Origin of the sequence: Paenibacillus nasutitermitis, assembly GCF_014641075.1 — a bacterium.
In the GTDB taxonomy this organism is placed as follows: Bacteria; Bacillota; Bacilli; order Paenibacillales; family Paenibacillaceae; genus Paenibacillus_Z; species Paenibacillus_Z nasutitermitis.
In genome coordinates, this window is record NZ_BMHP01000001.1 from 247,621 (window position 1) to 267,098 (window position 19,478).

The following is a 19,478-nucleotide window of genomic DNA, read 5'->3' on the forward strand; positions in this document are numbered from 1 at the left end:
CTATAGAAGTCATAGCTTTAATATCTTTGTCTTATGCGCCGAAATATGGTACAACTGAACATAGACTGAGAATCATAATCAAAAGGGTTGCAGGACTGGCGGCGAACGAATCTATGCCAGCAGAGCAGGAAGCAAGCCCCAAATCAAAGGAGAATTCCATTATGGCAGACGTTAAAAAAATCGCGGTCATCGCGGGCGACGGCATTGGACCGGAAGTTGTAGCCGAAGCGCTAAAAGTATTGAAAAAAACCGAAGAGCTGTTCGGTTATAAGTTTGAAACCGAGCACGGACTTTTTGGTGGCATCGCGATCGATGAGAAGGGTACGCCGCTTCCCCAGGAAACGCTCGACATTTGCAAACGGGCAGATGCCGTGCTGCTTGGCGCTGTCGGGGGGCCGAAATGGGACAATAATTCCAAGGAGCTTCGTCCGGAAACCGGCCTGCTTGGCATTCGCAAAGCGCTTGGCTTGTTCTCGAATATTCGTCCTGCGAATGTTTTTGATTGTTTGAAAGAAGCTTCAACGCTCAAGCCTGAAGTGCTCGAAGGTACGGATCTGATCGTTGTGCGCGAGCTGACCGGAGGCATTTATTTTGGCGAGAAGTTCCGCCGCGAAGGCGCTGGAGGCGAGGAAGCCGTAGATACCTGCGTCTACAACGTGACCGAGATTGAGCGGATTGTCCGTCAGGCGTTCGAAATTGCCCGTACGCGCCGCAAGAAGCTGGCATCTGTAGACAAAGCAAATGTGCTGGAAACTTCCCGTCTGTGGCGTGAGGTCGTGAACCGGATTGCACCTGATTATCCGGACGTGGAGCTGGAGCATGTTCTAGTTGACAACTGTGCGATGCAGCTTCTTCGCCGCCCGTCGAGCTTTGACGTTATTGTGACGGAAAACATGTTCGGCGATATTTTGAGCGATGAAGCGGCGATGCTGACGGGATCGATCGGAATGCTGCAATCCGCCTCCCTGGGCGAAGGAAGCTTTGGCCTTTATGAGCCGGTGCACGGTTCGGCGCCTGATATTGCCGGACAAGGCATTTCCAACCCGATTGCAACTATTTTATCCGTTGCCCTGATGTTCAGGCTCACGTTCGATTACAAGGAAGCGGCGCAATCGATTGAAGATGCCGTAGAGTCCGTGCTGAACGCCGGACACCGCACAGGAGACATCGCAGTGGACAAGAGCAAGGCTATTGGAACAGTTGCGATGGGCGATTTGATCATTGCTGCGATGAAGAAGTAGTTTATAATAATTATTAAAAAGAAATCATTTCATTCTTGACTTTGTTACAAAGTGATGTTAGGATTTTAAACAGAGCAACATGCTAGGAGCGCTTGTCCAAGGCCGGTAAAGGTTATCCGCTTCAAACGGCCCCGTACCGGAAGGAAAGCGTTAATCAATTCGAAGCGAAAGCTTTTCGACCCCTTTTTCCGACAGAGTGACGAGGATCGTTGAGCGGTTCGCAAACAACAACATTGCGTAAGTTTTCCGGCAGCAAATTATTCGCGACTATAGCGATGATTGTTTAAGGAAGCTTGCCGCAAAAAACTTAGGAGGTATTCGCAAATGGCAGAACGTTTGGTAGGTCGTCCGGCTCCTGATTTCACTTTGGAAACGGTGAGCGGCAATGGACAGGATTTCGGCAATGCTTCACTTGCAGACTACAAAGGCAAGTGGCTGGTACTTTTCTTCTATCCTTTGGATTTCACTTTCGTGTGCCCGACGGAAATTACGGCTCTTAGTGACGCTGCAAGCCAGTTCAGCGAACTGAAAACCGAAATTCTTGGTGTCAGCGTAGACAGCAAACACAGCCACCGTGCTTGGATCAATACACCGGTTAATGATAATGGCCTGGGCAAACTGAATTTCCCTCTTGGCGCTGATATTACCAAGAGCGTTGCCCGTGACTATGGCGTTCTGATCGAAGAAGAAGGAATCGCACTGCGTGGTTTGTTCATCATCGATCCGGATGGCGAAATCAAATATCAAGTCGTTAACCATAACGATGTTGGACGCAGCGTTGAAGAAACAATCCGTGTGCTGCAGGCGCTCCAATCCGGCGGTTTGTGCCCGATCAACTGGAAACCAGGCGACAAGCATCTGGTAGCGAAATAAGTATCTTCCTGTTTCAACATGACAAAACCCGGCAGCCTTCCTTAGGCTCCCGGGTTTTTCGCCGCTATGGAGCAAAATGCCCAAGCAAGTAGCATACAGGGTATTAATCCGAAGTCAAGCAGGAATTATAAATATACATAACGAATACCTTTAGAGATATTCAATAAAACAGTTATATAAGGCGGCTATCAAGAAATACGGATTCGACAAACTTAACTCATTTTGCAAGCATATTTTTTTGAAAAAACTCATTCTGATTAACCAAGGTTTAATGTGGGTAAGGAGGAGTCTGTCATGAGTTTCTGCTGCGGTGCAAGTATGATTGGTACAAACGGTACATTAAAGCATTTTCGTACGCATATTCATAACGTTCCTATTCTGTTCTGTCCGGTATGTCATCGAGTGGAAATCCATCATATGGTTGAAAATGAATATGAAATTTTAGCTGAATATGCTCATGGCGACGGTGCTCCCGAAGTCGATTTTCTTGAATATGTCGAGAAGGACAATGAGACCTTATTCGAGAACTGCGTAAACAATGAGGACGAGGATCCCATGGATGTCGTACAAAACCAGATCGATATGGCACTTGATCTGCTCTGCTTTGCTAAACAGATTTCCGATGAAGGTTGGCAATTGGAATTAAAGCGAAGGCTTGGCACATTAAGCCAGCGGCGTAATAAGCTTCGTAAGCGGCGGACATCCGAGGGATATTGTTAAAAGGTTTACGCCTCCTTAAACAAGGGGGCTTTTTTCTTTGAACGGTGCGGTTTATACCCCCTTAAGACCACAGAACCGCACGAAACTTGTAAGGAGAGGTGGAATTGTTGCTACTCGTCGTATTTAAACGATTATTCGGAAAACACGGGTCTGACTTGCCACCACAAAAGAACGAGAAGGCTTCGCCCGAAATGATGGTGGAGCTTATACGCTCCGGTGAAGCTTCACGCGATGCATTCATCCTGGCTTATAAGCCGTATATCGCTAAAGTTACGAGCCGTTTTTGTAAAAGATATATAGATCCTTCCAGGGACGATGAGTTCAGTATTGCACTCAGCGCCTTTCATGAAGCAATGGAGCAATTTTCAAGTCAAGCAGGAAAATCGTTTCTCGGTTTTGCCGAAACGGTCATTCGGCGCAGGCTTATTGATTATGTACGAAAAGAACAGCGCCATCAGCATACCGTACCCTACAGCTCTTTTGATCGCCTGGATGATGAGGGGCAAACCATTAACCCCATTGAAATGCAGGAATCCGTCAGCCGCTTCCAGGACACTCAGCATGCGGATGCCAGAAGGATGGAGATTTCAGATTACAACCATAGCCTGCAGATGTACGATATTGCGTTCATGGATTTGCCGGATTTGTCTCCCAAGCATGCTGACTCCCGCGAGATGCTGATCGCGATCAGCCGCACTCTCGCCTCATCACCCGGCATGTATGAGTCACTTATGGAAACCCGGAAGCTGCCAGTGAAGGAGCTTTGTCAAATGTCCGGGGTATCGAGAAAAACGATCGAACGCAATCGTAAATATTTGATTGCATTAGCAGTACTGCAGCGCGGAGATTATCCTTATCTGCAGCATTATCTGGAGCCTGTCCTGTCGCCCCAAAAGGAAGCTGGACATCAGTCGATGGGAGTGAGAGTATGAATCGCGGAATCGTCATGGAGATCAGCAAACGTCATCTGGTCGTTTTGACAGCTGAGGGCTCCTTTTATCGTCTACCTGTCAAGCCGGATGCCTCTATCGGAGAAGAGATCCTTTTTCCGGCAGACGCCAGACGGGGCATTCCACGCCGTCTTCTCCGTTTGACCACGCTCGCCGCGGTCGTCTTACTCCTGCTGTTCGTTCCCTTTCTGGTGTTGCCATTCAAGGAACAATCAGCTGTTGCCGCTTATCTGACTATGGATATCAATCCCAGTCTGGAACTAGGTATCAATAAGAACGAGCATGTCGTTCAGCTCCGTGCTTTGAATCAGACCGGAATCAGTCTCATTAAGGACCTTGCCTTTCATGATTTGCCTCTGGAACAGGTGACTCGGAGCATTATGGAGCGTGTACAGAATCAACATTATCTGCCAACAGACGGGGGGGAGATTGTAATTACAAGCATCATGATGCGTCAGGTCGATGATGTGTCATATGAGAGACAATTGTCTCAACAAATGGATACGGCTATTAAGAAGGTGTTGGAAGAAACTGCAGCCGCTTCCGCAAACCATGTGGAGGTAACGACGTTAGCAGCGCCGAAGGAGTTGCGGGATGAAGCCAATGAGCAGGGGATTTCAGCAGGCAAAATGGCAGTCTATCTGCTGGCCAAAAGCCAGGGGCATGAGGTGTCCGTGGAGGAGCTGAAAACCCATTCGATACCGCACACAACCAAGAACTGGGGCGGGGTCAAAGCCGTCGTCGACGGTAAGGATAAGGTCTCGCCGGACCAGCAGAACCAGCTGAAGAAGAAACTGCAGGAACTGATCAAATCCGAAAAAGAAGAGCAAGCCAAAACGAAAAAGGCTCCCGAGGGTCAGCGCCAGAAAGGAAAAAGTCAGGAAAATAAAGCGAAGAACCCGCAAAAGGATGTCCCATCATCCAGCAAAGACAAGGATAAGCAGCATCAAGGGGGCGCTGATCAATCCAGGCAGGATAAAGCCTCCGGTCAGAAAGCGGGTACAGGAAAAACAGTTCCAGGTCAAAACACTTCGACAGACACGGACTTGGGTAAAAACGGCTCGGATTCCAAGGAAAAAAAACCTTCATCCGACAAATGGAAGCTGGAAATGAAACAAAAGCAGGAGAAAAACAAGAAGCAGGACAAAAATAACGGTCAGCACAACAGCAATAATGAAAACAATAACAGCCGTAACGATAACAGCAACGGAAGCGACGATACTGATAGCAACGATGACAAAGACAAAGATAAAGTTAAAGATAAGGACAAAGACAAAGATAAGGACAAAGAAATAGACAAAGAAAAAGACAAAGGAATAGACAAGGAAAAGGACAAGGAAAAAGACAACGGAAATAGTCGCAAGGAACAGAATAAGAACCGAAACAATCTGAAGAATAAGGTTAAAGATCATAATGACGAAGATCAGTGGAGCGGGGAGAAGCAGCAGGAGAAAAGCAAGACCATTTCCAGCAAGCAGGTGGAACCCAAAAACGACAAAATGGATATCACAATTAGAATGTGGGCAAAGGGAGCATAAAAACACTTCCCAATGGCCATTGTTTGTCGTTTTTGGAAGAGAATATGGAGAACGGTTGTAAATGGAGTAAAGCACGCCAAATGGAAGCACGAATGTTAAATCTACGCGGGCTATATACAGGCGAAGAGTCAAAAATCGCGTGTAAATTGTTCTTTTTTGACACGGCGTATTTCGACAGTATCTCCTGTTGACACAAATTAGGTGATATCTCTATGATTAGTGTAAGTTCTACTTGGATCAAACCCGAATAGCGGTTTAACAGAGTGGAGGCGATATTATATAGTGGAAATGTTCCATTTTCGAGGGACGGCCGATGTCATCATCGCACGTCAGAGAGGAAGGGACATTGCAAAAGCGATCGGCTTCGGTCTCGTGGATCAGACTATTGTTGCGTATATCATTTCAGAATTGGCAGTGAAGCTCCATAGCCCGCTTAGCGGAAGAGGATATATGGTGATACGAACCATCGCAGGGTGCAGGGAAGAATCGAAGCTCGGCATCGAAGTGCGGCTTTTTGACCAATTTCATGGGCTGAGCCGGGTACAAGTATCCAGTCTGGAGAAGCTCGTCGATGATATGGATGTGATACGTGATCGTGCGCACGGGACTGTAATGACGTTTCGTAAATGGCTGGTCTCTCCGCTTCATATCGATTAAACGATTTATGCTGCAGGAGAGGAGTAGAACATGCAAGCAATCCGAAAGCGCTACTTTCCGGCTCTCGCCGAATATATCCGGACCGGCAGTGAAGCTTCTCTTTTTGAAGCGACCGAAATCGGAAAATTGCTCAATGGCCTCCATCCGGAGGATATCATCGCTATTCATGATGAGTCCATGCAAACACTGGCCGCAAATGTGGAAACCGAGGAAGCGCTCAAGCTTTACAGCCGGTCTTTTATTTTTTTAATTGAACTGATGGTAGCCTTCAGATTCCGGTTGCAGCCGGATCAGACGCCAGAGCAGCGTTTTAATGAAATGCGCGATATGCTGCTTAGCTCCCATCGGTCGTTTCAGATGGTCAAAAATAAATATGAAAACGTGCTCCAGCATATGGACAGCGGTATTGCCATATTTGATAGCGACGGCTTTTTATCTTTTATTAATTTACAGATGGCCAAGCTGCTTGATATTCCCCGCAAGACGCTGATTGGCTGCAATCTCCGGGAGATCCTGGCCAATTCCCAGCTAAGCCGCAGCACCAAGCATATTTTGATAAAGCTGCATAAGGAAATGTTCCTGAGAAGAAGCCGGTATATGGAGTTTCAGGATGCCAGCGGCCGCCATATGTTGGTGACGGTTACATATGGCGATCAGCTTGACGGCGATTATTTATTCAGCGTGAAGGACGTAACGGAATACAAGCAGATCGAGCAAAGCGCCTACCAGAATGATAAATTAGCGATGTTAGGCAAGATCGCAGCTGCGATCGCCCATGAGATCCGCAATCCGCTGACCTCTATCCGGGGATTTATCCAACTGCTAAGGCCGCATCTGCTGCAGCTAGGTAAAGAAGAATACGCCCGGATTATATTGGCTGAGATCGACCGCGCCAATGATATTATTTATGAATTTCTTAACTCCTCCAAGCCCTCAGCTCCGATGAAGCAGAATGTACCGATCAATTCGCTGCTTCGTGAGGTTATCCTCCTGTGTGAAAGCGAAGCGCATATGAAAGATTGCCAGATTCAGTTTGAGTCCTATGACGAGGAACTCAACATCTCTATTGATGTCAAGCAAATCAAGCAGGTGATCCTCAACATTGTGCGAAATGCGATGGATGCCATTGAGGAAATGCGGGGCGAACGTGCGGGACTGATCGATATCGTGACCATGCGTGATGGAGCCTTTGCTGAAATTACGATACGCGATAACGGACGAGGCATGGATCATACAACGAAAACGAAGCTGTTCGAGCCCTTTTTTACTACGAAATCGGCCGGTACGGGATTGGGGCTTTCGGTGAGCTACCGAATCGTCCGCAACCATGGCGGTACCATCCGTTTAACCAGTAACAGCGGAGAAGGAACAGAGTTTAATATCTATTTGCCATTAGTGGAATAAAAGATTAGAATCGGGTTATAAACTTGATTTTGGGCACCTGCCTCCTAAAATCGGGAATGCCCGATTTTTTGTATGTCATAAAATAAAGAACCTTTTGAGAGTGGAGTGATTGCAGTTGAGTATTCAGTTTACATATGGAATGCGGGAAGAAGAATTTGACACCATTATCCGATTTGTCAGCCGGGAGGAGCTGCTCTCAGAGAATGTGGGAGATGCCCAATGGGTCCATCCCCAACTGGACGCGTCGCTGCGGCAGCACTTTGAGAATAAGCTGTTCAAAGCAGAGCCGAAGGAAACATTGTGTCTGGCAACGTTGGGTCTGCTATCCGCATCATATGTCATTTATGTCGGTGTGCCTGGACCGGGCATGAACACCGATAGTCTCCGTGACGCGGCAGCTGCAGCGGCAAAGGCGGCCAAACGCTTGAAGGCTGTTTCGGTGCGTCAGATTTTGCCCGGATATCTCTCTATCATTTCGCAGGAATCTCTTATTAGTGAAGCGGCGCAGGCATTGACGGAAGGTTATCTGCTGGGAACCTTCACCCGCAAGTCGGAGAAGAAGGACGGGGAGAAGGGACAGTCCACGATTCAATCGGTATCGTTCAACTCCTCCCAAGCGTCTGCACAGGAGTCGGCTCCCTGGGAGGCGGGCATCCGCCGCGGAACCGTATTCTCGCAGTCCGTCGGCTATGCGCGCGACCTGGTCAATCTGCCCGGCAACAGACTGACGCCCGAAATGCTGGCGGAAGAAGCGGAGTCGCTGGCTTTGACCTATGGATTGGACTGCGAGGTTCTTGATGAGTGGTCCGCCGCGGAGCAGGGAATGGGAGGGCTTCTCGGAGTCGGACAAGGCAGCGCCAATCCGCCAAGAATGATTGTGCTGCATTATAACGGTGCCCCGCAGGATGAGGAAATTTGGGGGATAATCGGCAAAGGCATCACCTTCGATACGGGCGGAATATCGCTCAAGAAGCCGCAGGGGATGGAGGCGATGATTTCCGATATGGGCGGTGCGGCGGCTGTGCTGGGCGCGATGCGGATTATCGGTGAGCTTCAACCTGCCGTGAATGTGGTCGCGGTCATTCCGACTGCTGAGAATATGCCATCGGACCGTGCCATCAAGCCTGGAGATGTCATTGCAATGATGAGCGGGCTGACTGTCGAGGTCGTCAACACGGATGCCGAAGGCCGTCTGGTCCTTGCTGACGGATTGACCATGGCCATCCGCCGCGGAGCAACAAAGCTGGTCGATGTGGCTACATTGACGGGAGCAGTGGGTGTCGCACTTGGCGATATCGCTACGGGCGCGGTGACCAATGACGAGACCTTGCTGCAGGAGGTTATCCTGGCTTCGAAGAAAGCGGGCGAGCGGATCTGGCAGCTGCCGGCATATCCGGAGTTCCGCAAGCAGCTGGACAGCGATGCCGCAGATTTGAAGAACAGCGGCGGCCGTTACGGTGGTGCAAGTACAGGCGGACTGTTCATCGGAGCGTTTGCCGAGGAGAAGCCCTGGGTGCATCTGGATATCGCAGGAACGGCGTATTTGGAGCGCGGGCGCAGTTGGGAGAGCAAGGGCGGAACGGGTGTCATGGTAAGAACGCTGGGAGAACTTCTGATTCCATAAATCAAGGCGTTGGTGTTATCAGCAATACAGTCGGGACAGTCATCTAGAAGGAGATCAGACACCATGTCATTTTGGCTTCATCTCATTTCGGTTTTTCGCCGAAAGAAGCTATCCGACCAAAGGAGAGGCCTGTTAACCTCGATTATGGAAGGAATTCCGGCCACCATTATCGGCAATTTGCTAGGCGGCCCCATGCTTACGATTTATATTGTTTTTCTCGGCGGGACCTCAGCGGATGTCGGATTGGCCGTTGCAATTCCGCAGCTGGCCAATTTGGTTCAGCTCATCGCCGCTTTCTCCATGCAGCGGTTCAACAACCGCCGGCTGCTGCTCACGATCTTCGGCGTATCCCATCGGATCATCTGGGTCGCTACCGGTCTGATTCCGTTTTTTGTGACGGAGGAGCTGCGTGTTCCTTTGTTCATCGGCATGTTCCTGGTCTCCTTCGTATGCGCTTCAACCAGCGGAATGTTCTTTACATCCATGATCGCTGACATGGTGCCTGTGAAGGTACGCGGCCGTTATTTCGGCATCCGCAATACCATTCACTGGGCCTTTGCCAGTATTTCTTTGCTGGTCGGAGGGCAAATTCTGGAGCATTTCAATGAAGAGTCCGGCTTTGTCATTCTTTTTGTAATCAGTGCGCTTTGTACAGTATGGAATGCCTTTGAGCTGCGGCGTTACCCCAATCTGCCTTTCGAGCGCTCCACGGCGACGAGCTCGGCAGCGTTGTTCCTGAAGCCCCTGAAGGATTTCGTTTATATGAAAGCGGTGATTTTTATCGCTTTCTTCATATTGCTGCAGAATGTGGCGATCCCGTTGTTTTCTTACGTCATGCTGGAAATTCTGGAAATCAGCAAATGGCGAATTACAGTCATTACGACGGTCCAGATGGTTTCGATGATGTTTAGCTATTATTATTGGGGCACACTGAATACAAGATTCGCGACGCGTACGCTGCTGCTCTGGACACTGCCGATTATTTCCTTTTCCTGCATGCTCTGGGCGGGAATCGAGTTTCTTCCGGCGCTGCTGGTATTGATTGTCGTACATGGTGCACTCGGGTTCGGTCTGGGTGGCTTTAACCTGCTGGTCTTCAATCTGATTATCGGCGATACGCCGAAATCGGACCGTCCCATGTATGTTGCGGTATATTCTGCGCTGACAGGGATTACCGGCTTCATTGGTCCGTTGACTGGAGGATACATCTATAACTGGATCGCCGAGAGTCCATTCTGGCTGCAAAGCTACGGGATCTCTTTTCTGTTCGGGACGGCTATGCTTGCTCTTTCATTGACGGTTGGACCGATGGTATTCCGGACACGGCGCGGAATTTAGATCCAAATGGAGGCGATGAACGATGGAAATGGAGTGGAAACGCGCGGACGAAGCGCAGGCGGACCATGCTTCCCGCGTCCCCCCGGGTCAGCGGCTGACGGCAGGTTTTCCGGTGCTGCATCACGGCGAGGTTCCCTATTACCGTGATATGGGGAAATGGGATTTACGGCTGTTCGGTCTTGTTGAGGATGAAACGGTTATTTCGTACGGTGATTTCATGAAGCTTCCAATGCGGGAGTTTGGCAATGATATTCATTGTGTGACGACCTGGTCCAAGCTGGACAATCGATGGGACGGCGTACCGGTGGCGGTTATTATGGAGAAAGTCAAGCTCAAACCGGAAGCGAAGTTCGTCATGCTGCATGCCGAGGAAGGATGGACAACCAATCTGCCGCTGGAGGATTTCCTGCGGGAGACGTCGTTCCTCGCCGTACGTCATAACGGAGAGCTGCTGACACCGGATCACGGTTACCCCGTGCGGATGGTCGTTCCGCATCTCTATTTCTGGAAAAGCGCAAAATGGCTGCGTGGTATTGAATTTTTGGCTGCAGATAAGCCGGGTTTCTGGGAACGCAATGGCTATCATATGTATGGCGATCCCTGGAAGAGCGAAAGATACGATTTTGATTGATTGTTGCAGACGGGAAATATACGGTGGCGGGAGTCGGTTTCGACTGCATACAATCGATGATATTTCTAAGTCCCGAAGTCGGATACAACCGACATACATGTAAAAAAAGATCACTTCATGGGCACTATGATGCTATGAAGTGATCTTTTTATGATTTTGGGCTATTGCACTGTCGTGCCCTTTAGATCAACAGATCTATGAATAGGGGCTTTACCTTATGACATGCCGAGCACGGTATCCATTTCAATTCACTAAAGTGTGTTAAAAGACTGACTTCTGGTTAAATATATCAGATAACCATTAAACAAAAAAATATGACACCCCAAGAAAAGGAAGGTCGATATGGATAATTCGAATCAAAACGTACCAGAGAAATCAGTCTTCAGCCTGTTTAGTGATGAAAATGTTGAGAATCCCTTTCCGTTATTCGCGCAGATGCGGCAAACGGGATCCGTTATTTCTATTCCGAATCCGATGGGTGGGACGGGAAAAGCTTGGGTGGTCACACGTTTGGAAGAGTCGCTGCAGGTTCTAAAAGATCATGCCCACTTTACTGTAGACCCAAGCTCCATAGCTGGCAGCAATAACATCAGGGCAACCCTCGCTGTAAATGTTGATCCATCCGCACCCCAGACCTTCTTTACCGGAAGTTCCATGCTCTTTGTCGATGAGCCTGATCATCGACGGTTACGGGGGTTGGTGTCCAAAGCCTTCACACCCAGATATATGGAAAGCTTACGCCCTCGTGTGCAGGAGATTGCTGACGAATTACTCGACCGGGTTCAAACTCAAGGCGAGATGGACATCGTCAAGGACTATGCCTATCCCTTACCGATTAACGTCATTTCTGAGATGCTTGGGGTACCAAAAGCAGATCAGGCAAAAATTCATGTCTGGTCTGGTGCGCTCGCGCGCGGTCTGGGATTTGGAAAACAAGAACCGGAGGTAGCGCAGCACCTGCGGGCGTTCGGCGAATACACCGCACAGCTAGTAGCTGACAAACGCCAGCATCCTGCTGATGATTTGATCAGCCAGCTGATCGCCATTGAAGAGGAAGGGGATCGCCTGGACGAAGCGGAACTGATCTCGATGATTACACTCCTAATCTTTGCCGGACATGAGACAACCTCAAACCTGATTGCTACCGGCACCTTGATGTTGCTAGATCATCCCGAGCAGTTGGAGAAGATCAAAGCCGACCTCAATCTGGTTCCTTCGACCCTTGAAGAATTGCTGCGCTTCAATGGACCCGTCACATCACCGGGACCTCGATTTGCCATCGAAGATGTAGAGCTTGGTGGGCAGCGAATCAAGAAAGGGGAAATGGTCATTGCCCTGGTAAAATCAGCGAATCGCGATGAGAGCCAGTTTACGGAACCGGAGGAGCTAGATATTACTCGCAAGATCAATCGTCATCTCGCCTTTGGGCAAGGAATACATATGTGTTTAGGCGCGCCGCTAGCCCGTGTGGAAGGAGACGTTGCGTTTTCCACTCTGTTGAGGCGCATGCCCGATCTGCGGCTCAACGTACCTCGGGAGAACGTCACCTGGCACTTCGCGCTGAACTCACAGGGGTTAGCCTCCCTCCCGGTCGCTTTTTAATGGAGGTAAAGATAATTGTATGTATTCTGCGAATGGCGCACACGACGGAGTGGGGGCATCCTCTTTCTTTTGTTTACCGAACGCCTCCAGCAAGTGAAAGCACGACCAAAAGCCCAGTCGCCTCGTGACTGGGTTTGGTCGTGTAAAACAAAGCCAACAGCACAAACAACTGTACGGAGCTATTTCAATTACCATTTGTGTTAATTTTATTGAACCACTTTTACGACTTTTAGATTATTTGACTTCGTATGTTCCAAGACTCTTCTGCCATATCTATCAGTGCCTGAACGGCTAATTAGTAAATAAAGAAACATACGCTGGTAGCAGGTGAGATTGTTTCGAAGGGGAATGGGGAAAAAAGGAGGACCATTATGGTATGGCCCTCCCTTGTTGAACTGTCTCACCCGTTCGTTTAAACGCTACCTATCGAATAACCCTCTGCCAACGAAGTATGCAGAAAAATCGGCTTTTTCCCTAGCTCTCGAGACCAAACAGACAATTGAAAGATGTGGTGATTCTCTTGAGCGATCAAATGGCGCATCACTTCGCCGTATGCAATCGAACCAATCATTGCGAACTTGCCAGTTATACTCGAATAATTTCAACATTGTCAAAGCCCCCAGATTTGAGGCATCACATCAAGTAACGTCCCGTGATCGACTGCTCCGCATGGATGATCTGCCCCGGTGTGCCCTCAAACACCACCTGTCCGCCCTTGCTGCCGCCGTCAGGCCCCATATCGATGATCCAATCCGCTTGGCTGATTACATCGAGATTGTGCTCGATGACGATCACCGTATTGCCGGCATCCACGAGCCGGTTCATGATCTCCAGAAGGTGACCGATATCTGACATATGCAAGCCGGTCGTCGGCTCGTCCATCACGTAGATGCTGCCTTTCTTATGCAGCTCGCTTGCCAGCTTGATACGCTGGCATTCCCCTCCCGAGAGCGTGCTGAGCGGTTGGCCCAGTGTGATATAATTCAGCCCCACATCACTCATCGCCTGGAGCTTGCGCACAACCTCTTTTAGTTGAAAAAAGTCCAATGCTTGCTCTACCGTCATCTCCAGCACTTCTGCAATGGACTTGCCGTTCAGCTTGTATGCGAGCACCTCTTCCTTGAACCGTTTACCTCCACATACTTCGCATGGCAGCTTCACACTGTCGAGGAATGCCAGGTCTGTATACACAACCCCAAGCCCTTGGCAGTTCTCGCAAGCCCCCTTGGAGTTGAAGCTGAACAAGCCTTGATTTACTTTGTTTGCGGTAGCAAAGGCCTTGCGCACATCATCCATAATGCCGGTATAGGTCGCGGGATTCGAGCGGGTTGACACCCCTATCGCAGATTGATCAATGACGATTGCATCCGGGTGCTGGCTGAGGAATACTTCATTAATCAATGTACTCTTGCCTGAGCCGGCGACACCGGTAACGACTGTCAAAACTGCGGTTGGAATATCCACACTCACGTTCCGCAGGTTATGAAGAAGGGCATCCTTAATGGGCAGCTTGCCGGATGGCTGCCTGCAATCATCCTTCAGCTGGAGCGGGCGCTTCATATGGGTGCCTGTAAGTGTATCAGCCTCCAACAGGCCTTGGAACCTTCCTTCATACACGATGGTACCGCCGCGTCTGCCGGCGTGAGGCCCGACATCGACGATATGATCCGCCACCTTGATCACATCGGGATCATGCTCGACGACGATCACCGTATTACCTTTGTCCCGCAGCTTCTGAAGCAGTTCATTTAACCGGTGTACATCACGGGGGTGCAGGCCAACGCTGGGCTCATCGAAGATGTAAGTGACATCCACCAGGCTGCCGCTCAGGTGCTTCACCATTTTGACGCGCTGCGACTCGCCTCCAGACAATGTATCCGTTTCACGGTCCAGCGTCAAATAGTCAAGTCCGATATCCACAAGATGCTGCAGCCGCTCCGTCAGCGATCTGACGACCGGCACGGCGACCGCGTCGTCAATTTCCCGGATGACGCGAATGAGATGTCCAACCTCCATGGAGGATAATTCCGCAATGTTGTATCCATTGATTCGGCAATTGAGCGTGCTCTGACTAAGTCTTGCGCCGTGGCAGCTGGAGCAGATACCTTCGGTAATGAAAGGCGCAACAGTTTGCTGCGTGCGCTCGGACTTCGTCTTCACATCCTGCTTGATGTATTTGTTGGTGAACTTTTCAATGACACCTTCTACTGTAATATTCGTTGCCTTTCCGGCGAAATCCATCTTCACTTTCCTCGCCTTGCCATACAGCAGTTGCTCCAGGTCTTCATCCGAATAATCGCTTAGCTTCTTGTCGGGATCGAATGGCCCAGATTGCATGACCATATTCCAATCCCAGCTGTTCACCGTATAGCCCGGCAGCAGGATTGCCCCTTCATTTAATGACTTTGACTTATCCACCGCCTTGCCTATGTCAATACCCAGGCTGCGGCCGATCCCATTGCACTCGGGACACATGCCTTGCGGATCGTTAAACGAGAACATATGCGCTTGTCCCACATAGGGCTGACCCACACGGGAGAAGAGAAGACGGAGAATGGGAGAGATATCGGTAATCGTGCCCATCGTGGAATGGGAGCCGCCTCCCAGCCGCTTCTGATCCACAATAACTGCCATACTCAGGTTCTCGATTGCGTCAGCATCGGGCTGCGGAAAACGCGGCAGAAAGTTGCGGACGAACATGCTAAAGTTTTCATTCAGCAGACGCTGGGATTCGGAGGCGATCGTATCGAAGACAATCGATGATTTGCCGGATCCGGATACTCCGGTGAAGATTGTGATCTTCCGTTTGGGAATACGCAAGGATACGTTCTGGAGATTGTTTTCCCTCGCACCCGAGATTACGATATACTCCTGATTTAATTCGCTCATTGTTAACACCCTTCCGATAGTGCTAATTTCTATTTCTTTCACATTGTATCATTATCACATCATGCGAACTAGAATCGAACTTACAAGATTTTCAGATTATCCAAAAGCAGACATAAACCGGCTGCAAAAGAAATGCGGCCGGTTTATGTTCGTTTTTAGGGAATGCCGTTATTGCTCCAAAACCTTTTCCAGCCCGCCGCACCATTTATCCTACAACAGGCTCAAAATTGTTATCCATCGCCTCACCATCCTGAATGTTAACCACCCACTTGGCAAGCTTGCTTGAATCGGTTAGGGCGGACCAAAGCTTCTCGATCGTGGTCGTGTACTGAAATTCCAAAGATAATGCTAAACTCATTCTTCTTCCTCCTCTAATAGTTGGTTCAAGCGCAGCATATTGGTTCCCCAGAACTTGCTATAGAAAGCTACCCAATCTTGAACCTCTCTGAGTGGAGAGGCATTTAGCCTAAATCGCGTTTCTCTGCCGACTTTTCGGTCAAGTACCAGTCCGGCCTCTTTAAGGATTGCCAAATGCTTGGATACCGCTGACCGGCCCATCTGAAACTGTCCCTTTAATTCAAGCGGTAATTCCTCTGCATCTACTAACAGATGAATCAGTCGGCGTCGGGTTGGATCTGCAATCGCATCAAACACATCCCGCAACTGGTTGTTCTCGTTCACAACACCCTCTCCCAAATATTATTCTGTAATGGAATCTATTGATGGCACGAAGGAAAGCCGATATTTTCATCAGCTCCTTAAAGTGTGCGGCCCTGCGGACGCTGCGCCCCAGGGGCGATGTTCAATGTAAAATAATTGGACACCATTTGGTGTCGTGTCAACAGCTTTTTTAAGCTCCATATGAGAACTGTCAGCCAGTTATAAGTGCCATCGATAGTAAAGGCGAGGTTGACAAGATTACTTTATACGACTATATTATACCCATAGGGGTATACGTATAAAATTATTATCCCTAAGGGAATATGTTGTTGAACTTGTTTGAGACCGAATGAACATAAAAAGGAGGAACGATCAATTTGAATGCAAGTCATGATATTAAAGCGGACCAGACAATTGATTGCAAAGGACTGGCTTGTCCCATGCCGATCGTAAGAACGAAGAAGGCGGTTGATCAATTACATGCAGGGCAAGTGATTGAGGTGCTAGCCACCGACAAAGGCTCGCTAGCCGATATACAAGGCTGGGCCAAAAACACGGGCCATCAATACCTGGGAACCCTGTATGAAGGTGAAGTGTTGAAGCACTACATCCGCAAATCAAATCCAAACGAGGTTCGACCAGAGAAGAAATTTCCCTGTTCGATTACAAGCGAAGAGCTGGGACAGAAACTTGCGGCAGGCAACAAGATAACGGTATTGGATGTACGCGAACCGGCGGAATATGCATTTAACCGGATCTCAGGATCCCTTTCCATCCCGTTGGGTGAGCTGGAGAGCCGGATTGCAGTGCTCGATCCGGAAGACGAGATTCATGTCATCTGCCGCACTGGCATGCGCAGCGATCTTGCATGTCAGCTGCTTTCTGCCAAAGGCTTCGCTCGTGTCACAAACGTTGAGCCGGGAATGTCGGGCTGGACGGGGTCCACTGAAAGTAACCAATAGCCTGTCAGATGACAATGGATGACATGAGCTTTTCCAAATATAGGAGGTAATTTCATCATGAGCATCGCCGCAGAGCTTAAAGCAATGACAGCCAGAGAACTTACGCAATTGGTGCTGGCCAAAGAAGAGTTGTTTATTCTAGACGTTCGCAACGAGAGCGATTTTAACGATTGGAAGATCGAAGGGGAACGAGTCGAAATCTTGAATATTCCCTATTTTGATTTACTGGACGGGGTCGAAGCAGCCCTTGATTCCATTCCGCAAGGAAAGAAAATGCTGGTCGTGTGCGCTAAGGAGGGCTCCTCCAAATTTGTCGCAGAGCAGATGATTGAGGCGGGAAGAAGCGACGTTTTCTATTTGGAAGGCGGCATGAAAGCTTGGAGCGAGCATTTGGAGCCGGTCAAGATCGGTGACTTGAAGAATGGCGGCTCTTTGTATCAATTTGTCCGAATCGGCAAAGGCTGTCTTTCCTATATGATTGTCTCGGGTGGTGAAGCGGCTGTCGTGGACACGCTTCGCATGACGGATGAATTTATGGATTTTGCGGAAGAGAAGGGCGCATTAATTAAGCATACGATCGATACGCATCTGCATGCGGACCATATTTCAGGTGGGCGGAAATTAGCGGAGCAAGCAGGAGCGAGCTACTGGCTGCCCCCGAAAGATGCGGAAGAGGTTATGTTCACTTACGACAAGCTGGAGGAAGGACGAACGATCACGGTAGGTCATACGACGATTCAGATTGAACCGGTATATTCGCCTGGCCACACCATTGGCAGCACTTCGCTTATCATCGATAATCAATACTTGCTGTCTGGAGATATTCTGTTCGTAGAATCGATCGGACGGCCGGATTTAGCCGGCAAAACGGAGGATTGGGTAGGCGATCTTCGGGAAACGCTGTATAGCCGGTATAAGGAACTTTCGCAGGATCTGATCGTACTCCCCGCTCATTTTGGCAAAATGTCAGAACTCGGCGAGGGTGGTAAAGTGTCGGCCCGGCTCTCGGATTTGTATCGCGACAATCCGGGCCTGAACATTGGAAATGAGGATCTATTCAGAGCGGCCGTTACGGACAATCTGCCTCCTCAGCCAAATGCCTATCAAGAAATCCGCCAGACGAATATGGGCAAGATTACGCCAAACGAAGAAGAGCAGCGCGGGATGGAAATCGGTCCGAACCGATGCGCCGTTCACCATTAAATCAAAGGGGGAATTATGGATGCAAGCGGATATTATTGTTGATGCCAAAGGATTGGCGTGTCCGATGCCGATCGTGAAAGCAAAGAAAGCGTTGGACGGATTGCAAGCAGGGCAAGTTATGGAGGTTTCTTCTACGGATAAAGGCTCAGTGAACGATTTTCAGGCCTGGATAAAGCAAACCAAAAACGAGCTTGTGAAACATGAAGAAGTGAACGGCGTTTATAAATTTTATGTAAGAAAGACCTGATTTAAATAAGCGAACACGAATAACGAAATGTGTTCGCTTATTTAAAACGCTCATAATCAAATATATTACCCTAATTACTGGAATTTTGCATACGGTTTTTCCGTTTCTCAAAGACGGGGGAGGGGCGTTATGGACATACTCCTTTTTATCGTTATGGTCGTACTGGGATTTGTCGGCTCCTTCTTCTCGGGGCTGCTCGGTATAGGCGGGGCTATTATCAATTATCCACTACTGTTATATGTGCCTTCCGGTCTCGACGTGGCTGATTTCTCGGCACATGAGGTGGCTTCGATCAGTATGTTTCAAGTGTTTTTCGCATCATTGGCAGGAGTGCTGGCGTTCCGCAAGAACAGAAAGAATGGCAGCGCCGTTGTACACAAAGGGCTCGTCATGTATATGGGTTCCAGCATTTTGGCCGGAAGTCTTATCAGCAGCTTTGCTTCCGGTTATTTAACCGGAGACGTCATCAACTTGATTTATGGAACATTGGCGATCCTTGCGGTAATTCTAATGTTAATACCAAATAAGGGCAAAGAGGACGATCAAGCAGGTCAAATCGCATTCAATAAAGGAATCGCGATTGGCTCCGCTTTTCTGGTTGGCGTCGTTTCCGGTATCGTCGGGGCCGGCGGAGCTTTCATTTTGATTCCGATCATGCTGACGGTATTAAAAATTCCGACCCGGACTACGATCGCGTCTTCGCTGGCCATCGTGTTCATCTCTGCAGTCGGCGGCGTGATCGGCAAATTAACGGGGGGCGCCATCCCCTTATGGCCGACGGTTTTTACGATCGCAGGAAGCTTAATTGGAGCGCCGCTCGGCTCAAAGGTGAGTTCGAAAATCAATGTCAAGCTTCTGAGATATGGTCTGGTTGTTTTGATCGCATTGACTGCGATTAAGGTCTGGTCATCTATTCTTATGAAATAACAAGGGGGTAAA

The 19,478-nt window shown here is 49.1% G+C and carries 17 protein-coding genes and 1 pseudogene; 15 read left to right on the top strand and 3 right to left on the bottom strand.

Annotation, left to right across the window (positions count from 1 at the left end):
• Positions 1-161: 161 nt before the first annotated feature.
• The 11 genes from leuB to IEY46_RS01125 all read left to right on the top strand — a co-directional run bounded on the left by leuB (position 162) and on the right by IEY46_RS01125 (position 12,578).
• Complete coding sequence (gene leuB, locus IEY46_RS01075; RefSeq protein ID WP_188988315.1) at positions 162-1,241, top strand: 3-isopropylmalate dehydrogenase; 1,080 nt, start codon at positions 162-164, stop codon at positions 1,239-1,241.
• A gap of 324 nt (positions 1,242-1,565) precedes the next feature.
• Complete coding sequence (locus IEY46_RS01080; protein ID WP_188988317.1) at positions 1,566-2,114, top strand: peroxiredoxin; 549 nt, start codon at positions 1,566-1,568, stop codon at positions 2,112-2,114.
• Positions 2,115-2,408: 294 nt separating this feature from the next.
• Positions 2,409-2,834: an FH2 domain-containing protein gene (locus IEY46_RS01085; protein WP_188988319.1), complete on the top strand. Its 426-nt coding sequence runs from the start codon at positions 2,409-2,411 to the stop codon at positions 2,832-2,834.
• Between the two features lie 104 nt (positions 2,835-2,938).
• A complete protein-coding gene (gene sigI / locus IEY46_RS01090) occupies positions 2,939-3,766 on the top strand; it encodes an RNA polymerase sigma factor SigI (protein WP_229749979.1) in 828 nt (275 codons plus the stop codon).
• Complete coding sequence (locus IEY46_RS01095) at positions 3,763-5,322, top strand: anti-sigma factor domain-containing protein (RefSeq protein ID WP_188988321.1); 1,560 nt, start codon at positions 3,763-3,765, stop codon at positions 5,320-5,322. Before sigI ends, IEY46_RS01095 begins: the two co-directional genes overlap by 4 nt.
• A gap of 282 nt (positions 5,323-5,604) precedes the next feature.
• Complete coding sequence (locus IEY46_RS01100; RefSeq protein ID WP_229749980.1) at positions 5,605-5,979, top strand: ATP-binding protein; 375 nt, start codon at positions 5,605-5,607, stop codon at positions 5,977-5,979.
• Positions 5,980-6,009: 30 nt separating this feature from the next.
• Positions 6,010-7,383, top strand: a complete 1,374-nt coding sequence (locus tag IEY46_RS01105) for an ATP-binding protein (protein ID WP_188988325.1) — start codon at positions 6,010-6,012, stop codon at positions 7,381-7,383.
• A 115-nt stretch (positions 7,384-7,498) separates the two neighbouring features.
• Positions 7,499-9,007 (top strand): leucyl aminopeptidase, encoded by a 1,509-nt coding sequence (locus IEY46_RS01110; protein WP_229749981.1) that lies wholly within the window; start codon positions 7,499-7,501, stop codon positions 9,005-9,007.
• Positions 9,008-9,070: 63 nt separating this feature from the next.
• Positions 9,071-10,345, top strand: coding sequence for an MFS transporter (locus IEY46_RS01115; RefSeq protein WP_188988327.1), 1,275 nt, complete (start codon positions 9,071-9,073; stop codon positions 10,343-10,345).
• A 28-nt stretch (positions 10,346-10,373) separates the two neighbouring features.
• Positions 10,374-10,976: a sulfite oxidase-like oxidoreductase gene (locus IEY46_RS01120; protein ID WP_188991558.1), complete on the top strand. Its 603-nt coding sequence runs from the start codon at positions 10,374-10,376 to the stop codon at positions 10,974-10,976.
• 342 nt (positions 10,977-11,318) lie between these two features.
• Positions 11,319-12,578 carry a cytochrome P450 family protein gene (locus IEY46_RS01125; RefSeq protein WP_188988329.1) on the top strand — a complete coding sequence of 420 codons (1,260 nt, stop codon included), beginning with the start codon at positions 11,319-11,321 and terminating at the stop codon, positions 12,576-12,578.
• A 633-nt stretch (positions 12,579-13,211) separates the two neighbouring features.
• On the opposite strand, the gene IEY46_RS01130 is transcribed toward IEY46_RS01125, so the two are convergent.
• The 3 genes and pseudogenes from IEY46_RS01130 to IEY46_RS01140 all read right to left on the bottom strand — a co-directional run bounded on the left by IEY46_RS01130 (position 13,212) and on the right by IEY46_RS01140 (position 16,148).
• A complete protein-coding gene (locus tag IEY46_RS01130; RefSeq protein ID WP_188988331.1) occupies positions 13,212-15,467 on the bottom strand; it encodes an ATP-binding cassette domain-containing protein in 2,256 nt (751 codons plus the stop codon).
• Positions 15,468-15,675: 208 nt separating this feature from the next.
• Positions 15,676-15,825: pseudogene (locus tag IEY46_RS01135) on the bottom strand (SRPBCC family protein); the annotation flags it as partial.
• A complete protein-coding gene (locus IEY46_RS01140) occupies positions 15,822-16,148 on the bottom strand; it encodes an ArsR/SmtB family transcription factor (protein WP_188988333.1) in 327 nt (108 codons plus the stop codon). The gene IEY46_RS01140 and the pseudogene IEY46_RS01135, both read right to left, overlap by 4 nt.
• A 356-nt stretch (positions 16,149-16,504) precedes the next feature.
• Here IEY46_RS01140 and IEY46_RS01145 point away from each other — a divergent pair, with 356 nt between their 5' ends.
• The 4 genes from IEY46_RS01145 (at position 16,505) to IEY46_RS01160 (ending at position 19,466) form a co-directional block, all read left to right on the top strand.
• A complete protein-coding gene (locus IEY46_RS01145) occupies positions 16,505-17,089 on the top strand; it encodes a sulfurtransferase TusA family protein (RefSeq protein WP_188988334.1) in 585 nt (194 codons plus the stop codon).
• Between the two features lie 57 nt (positions 17,090-17,146).
• Complete coding sequence (locus IEY46_RS01150; protein WP_188988336.1) at positions 17,147-18,292, top strand: MBL fold metallo-hydrolase; 1,146 nt, start codon at positions 17,147-17,149, stop codon at positions 18,290-18,292.
• 19 nt (positions 18,293-18,311) lie between these two features.
• Complete coding sequence (locus IEY46_RS01155) at positions 18,312-18,539, top strand: sulfurtransferase TusA family protein (protein WP_188988338.1); 228 nt, start codon at positions 18,312-18,314, stop codon at positions 18,537-18,539.
• A 129-nt stretch (positions 18,540-18,668) separates the two neighbouring features.
• The gene (locus tag IEY46_RS01160) at positions 18,669-19,466 is read left to right on the top strand and encodes a sulfite exporter TauE/SafE family protein (RefSeq protein WP_188988341.1); all 798 of its coding nucleotides are present in this window, start codon (positions 18,669-18,671) and stop codon (positions 19,464-19,466) included.
• The last annotated feature ends 12 nt before the right edge of the window (positions 19,467-19,478 follow it).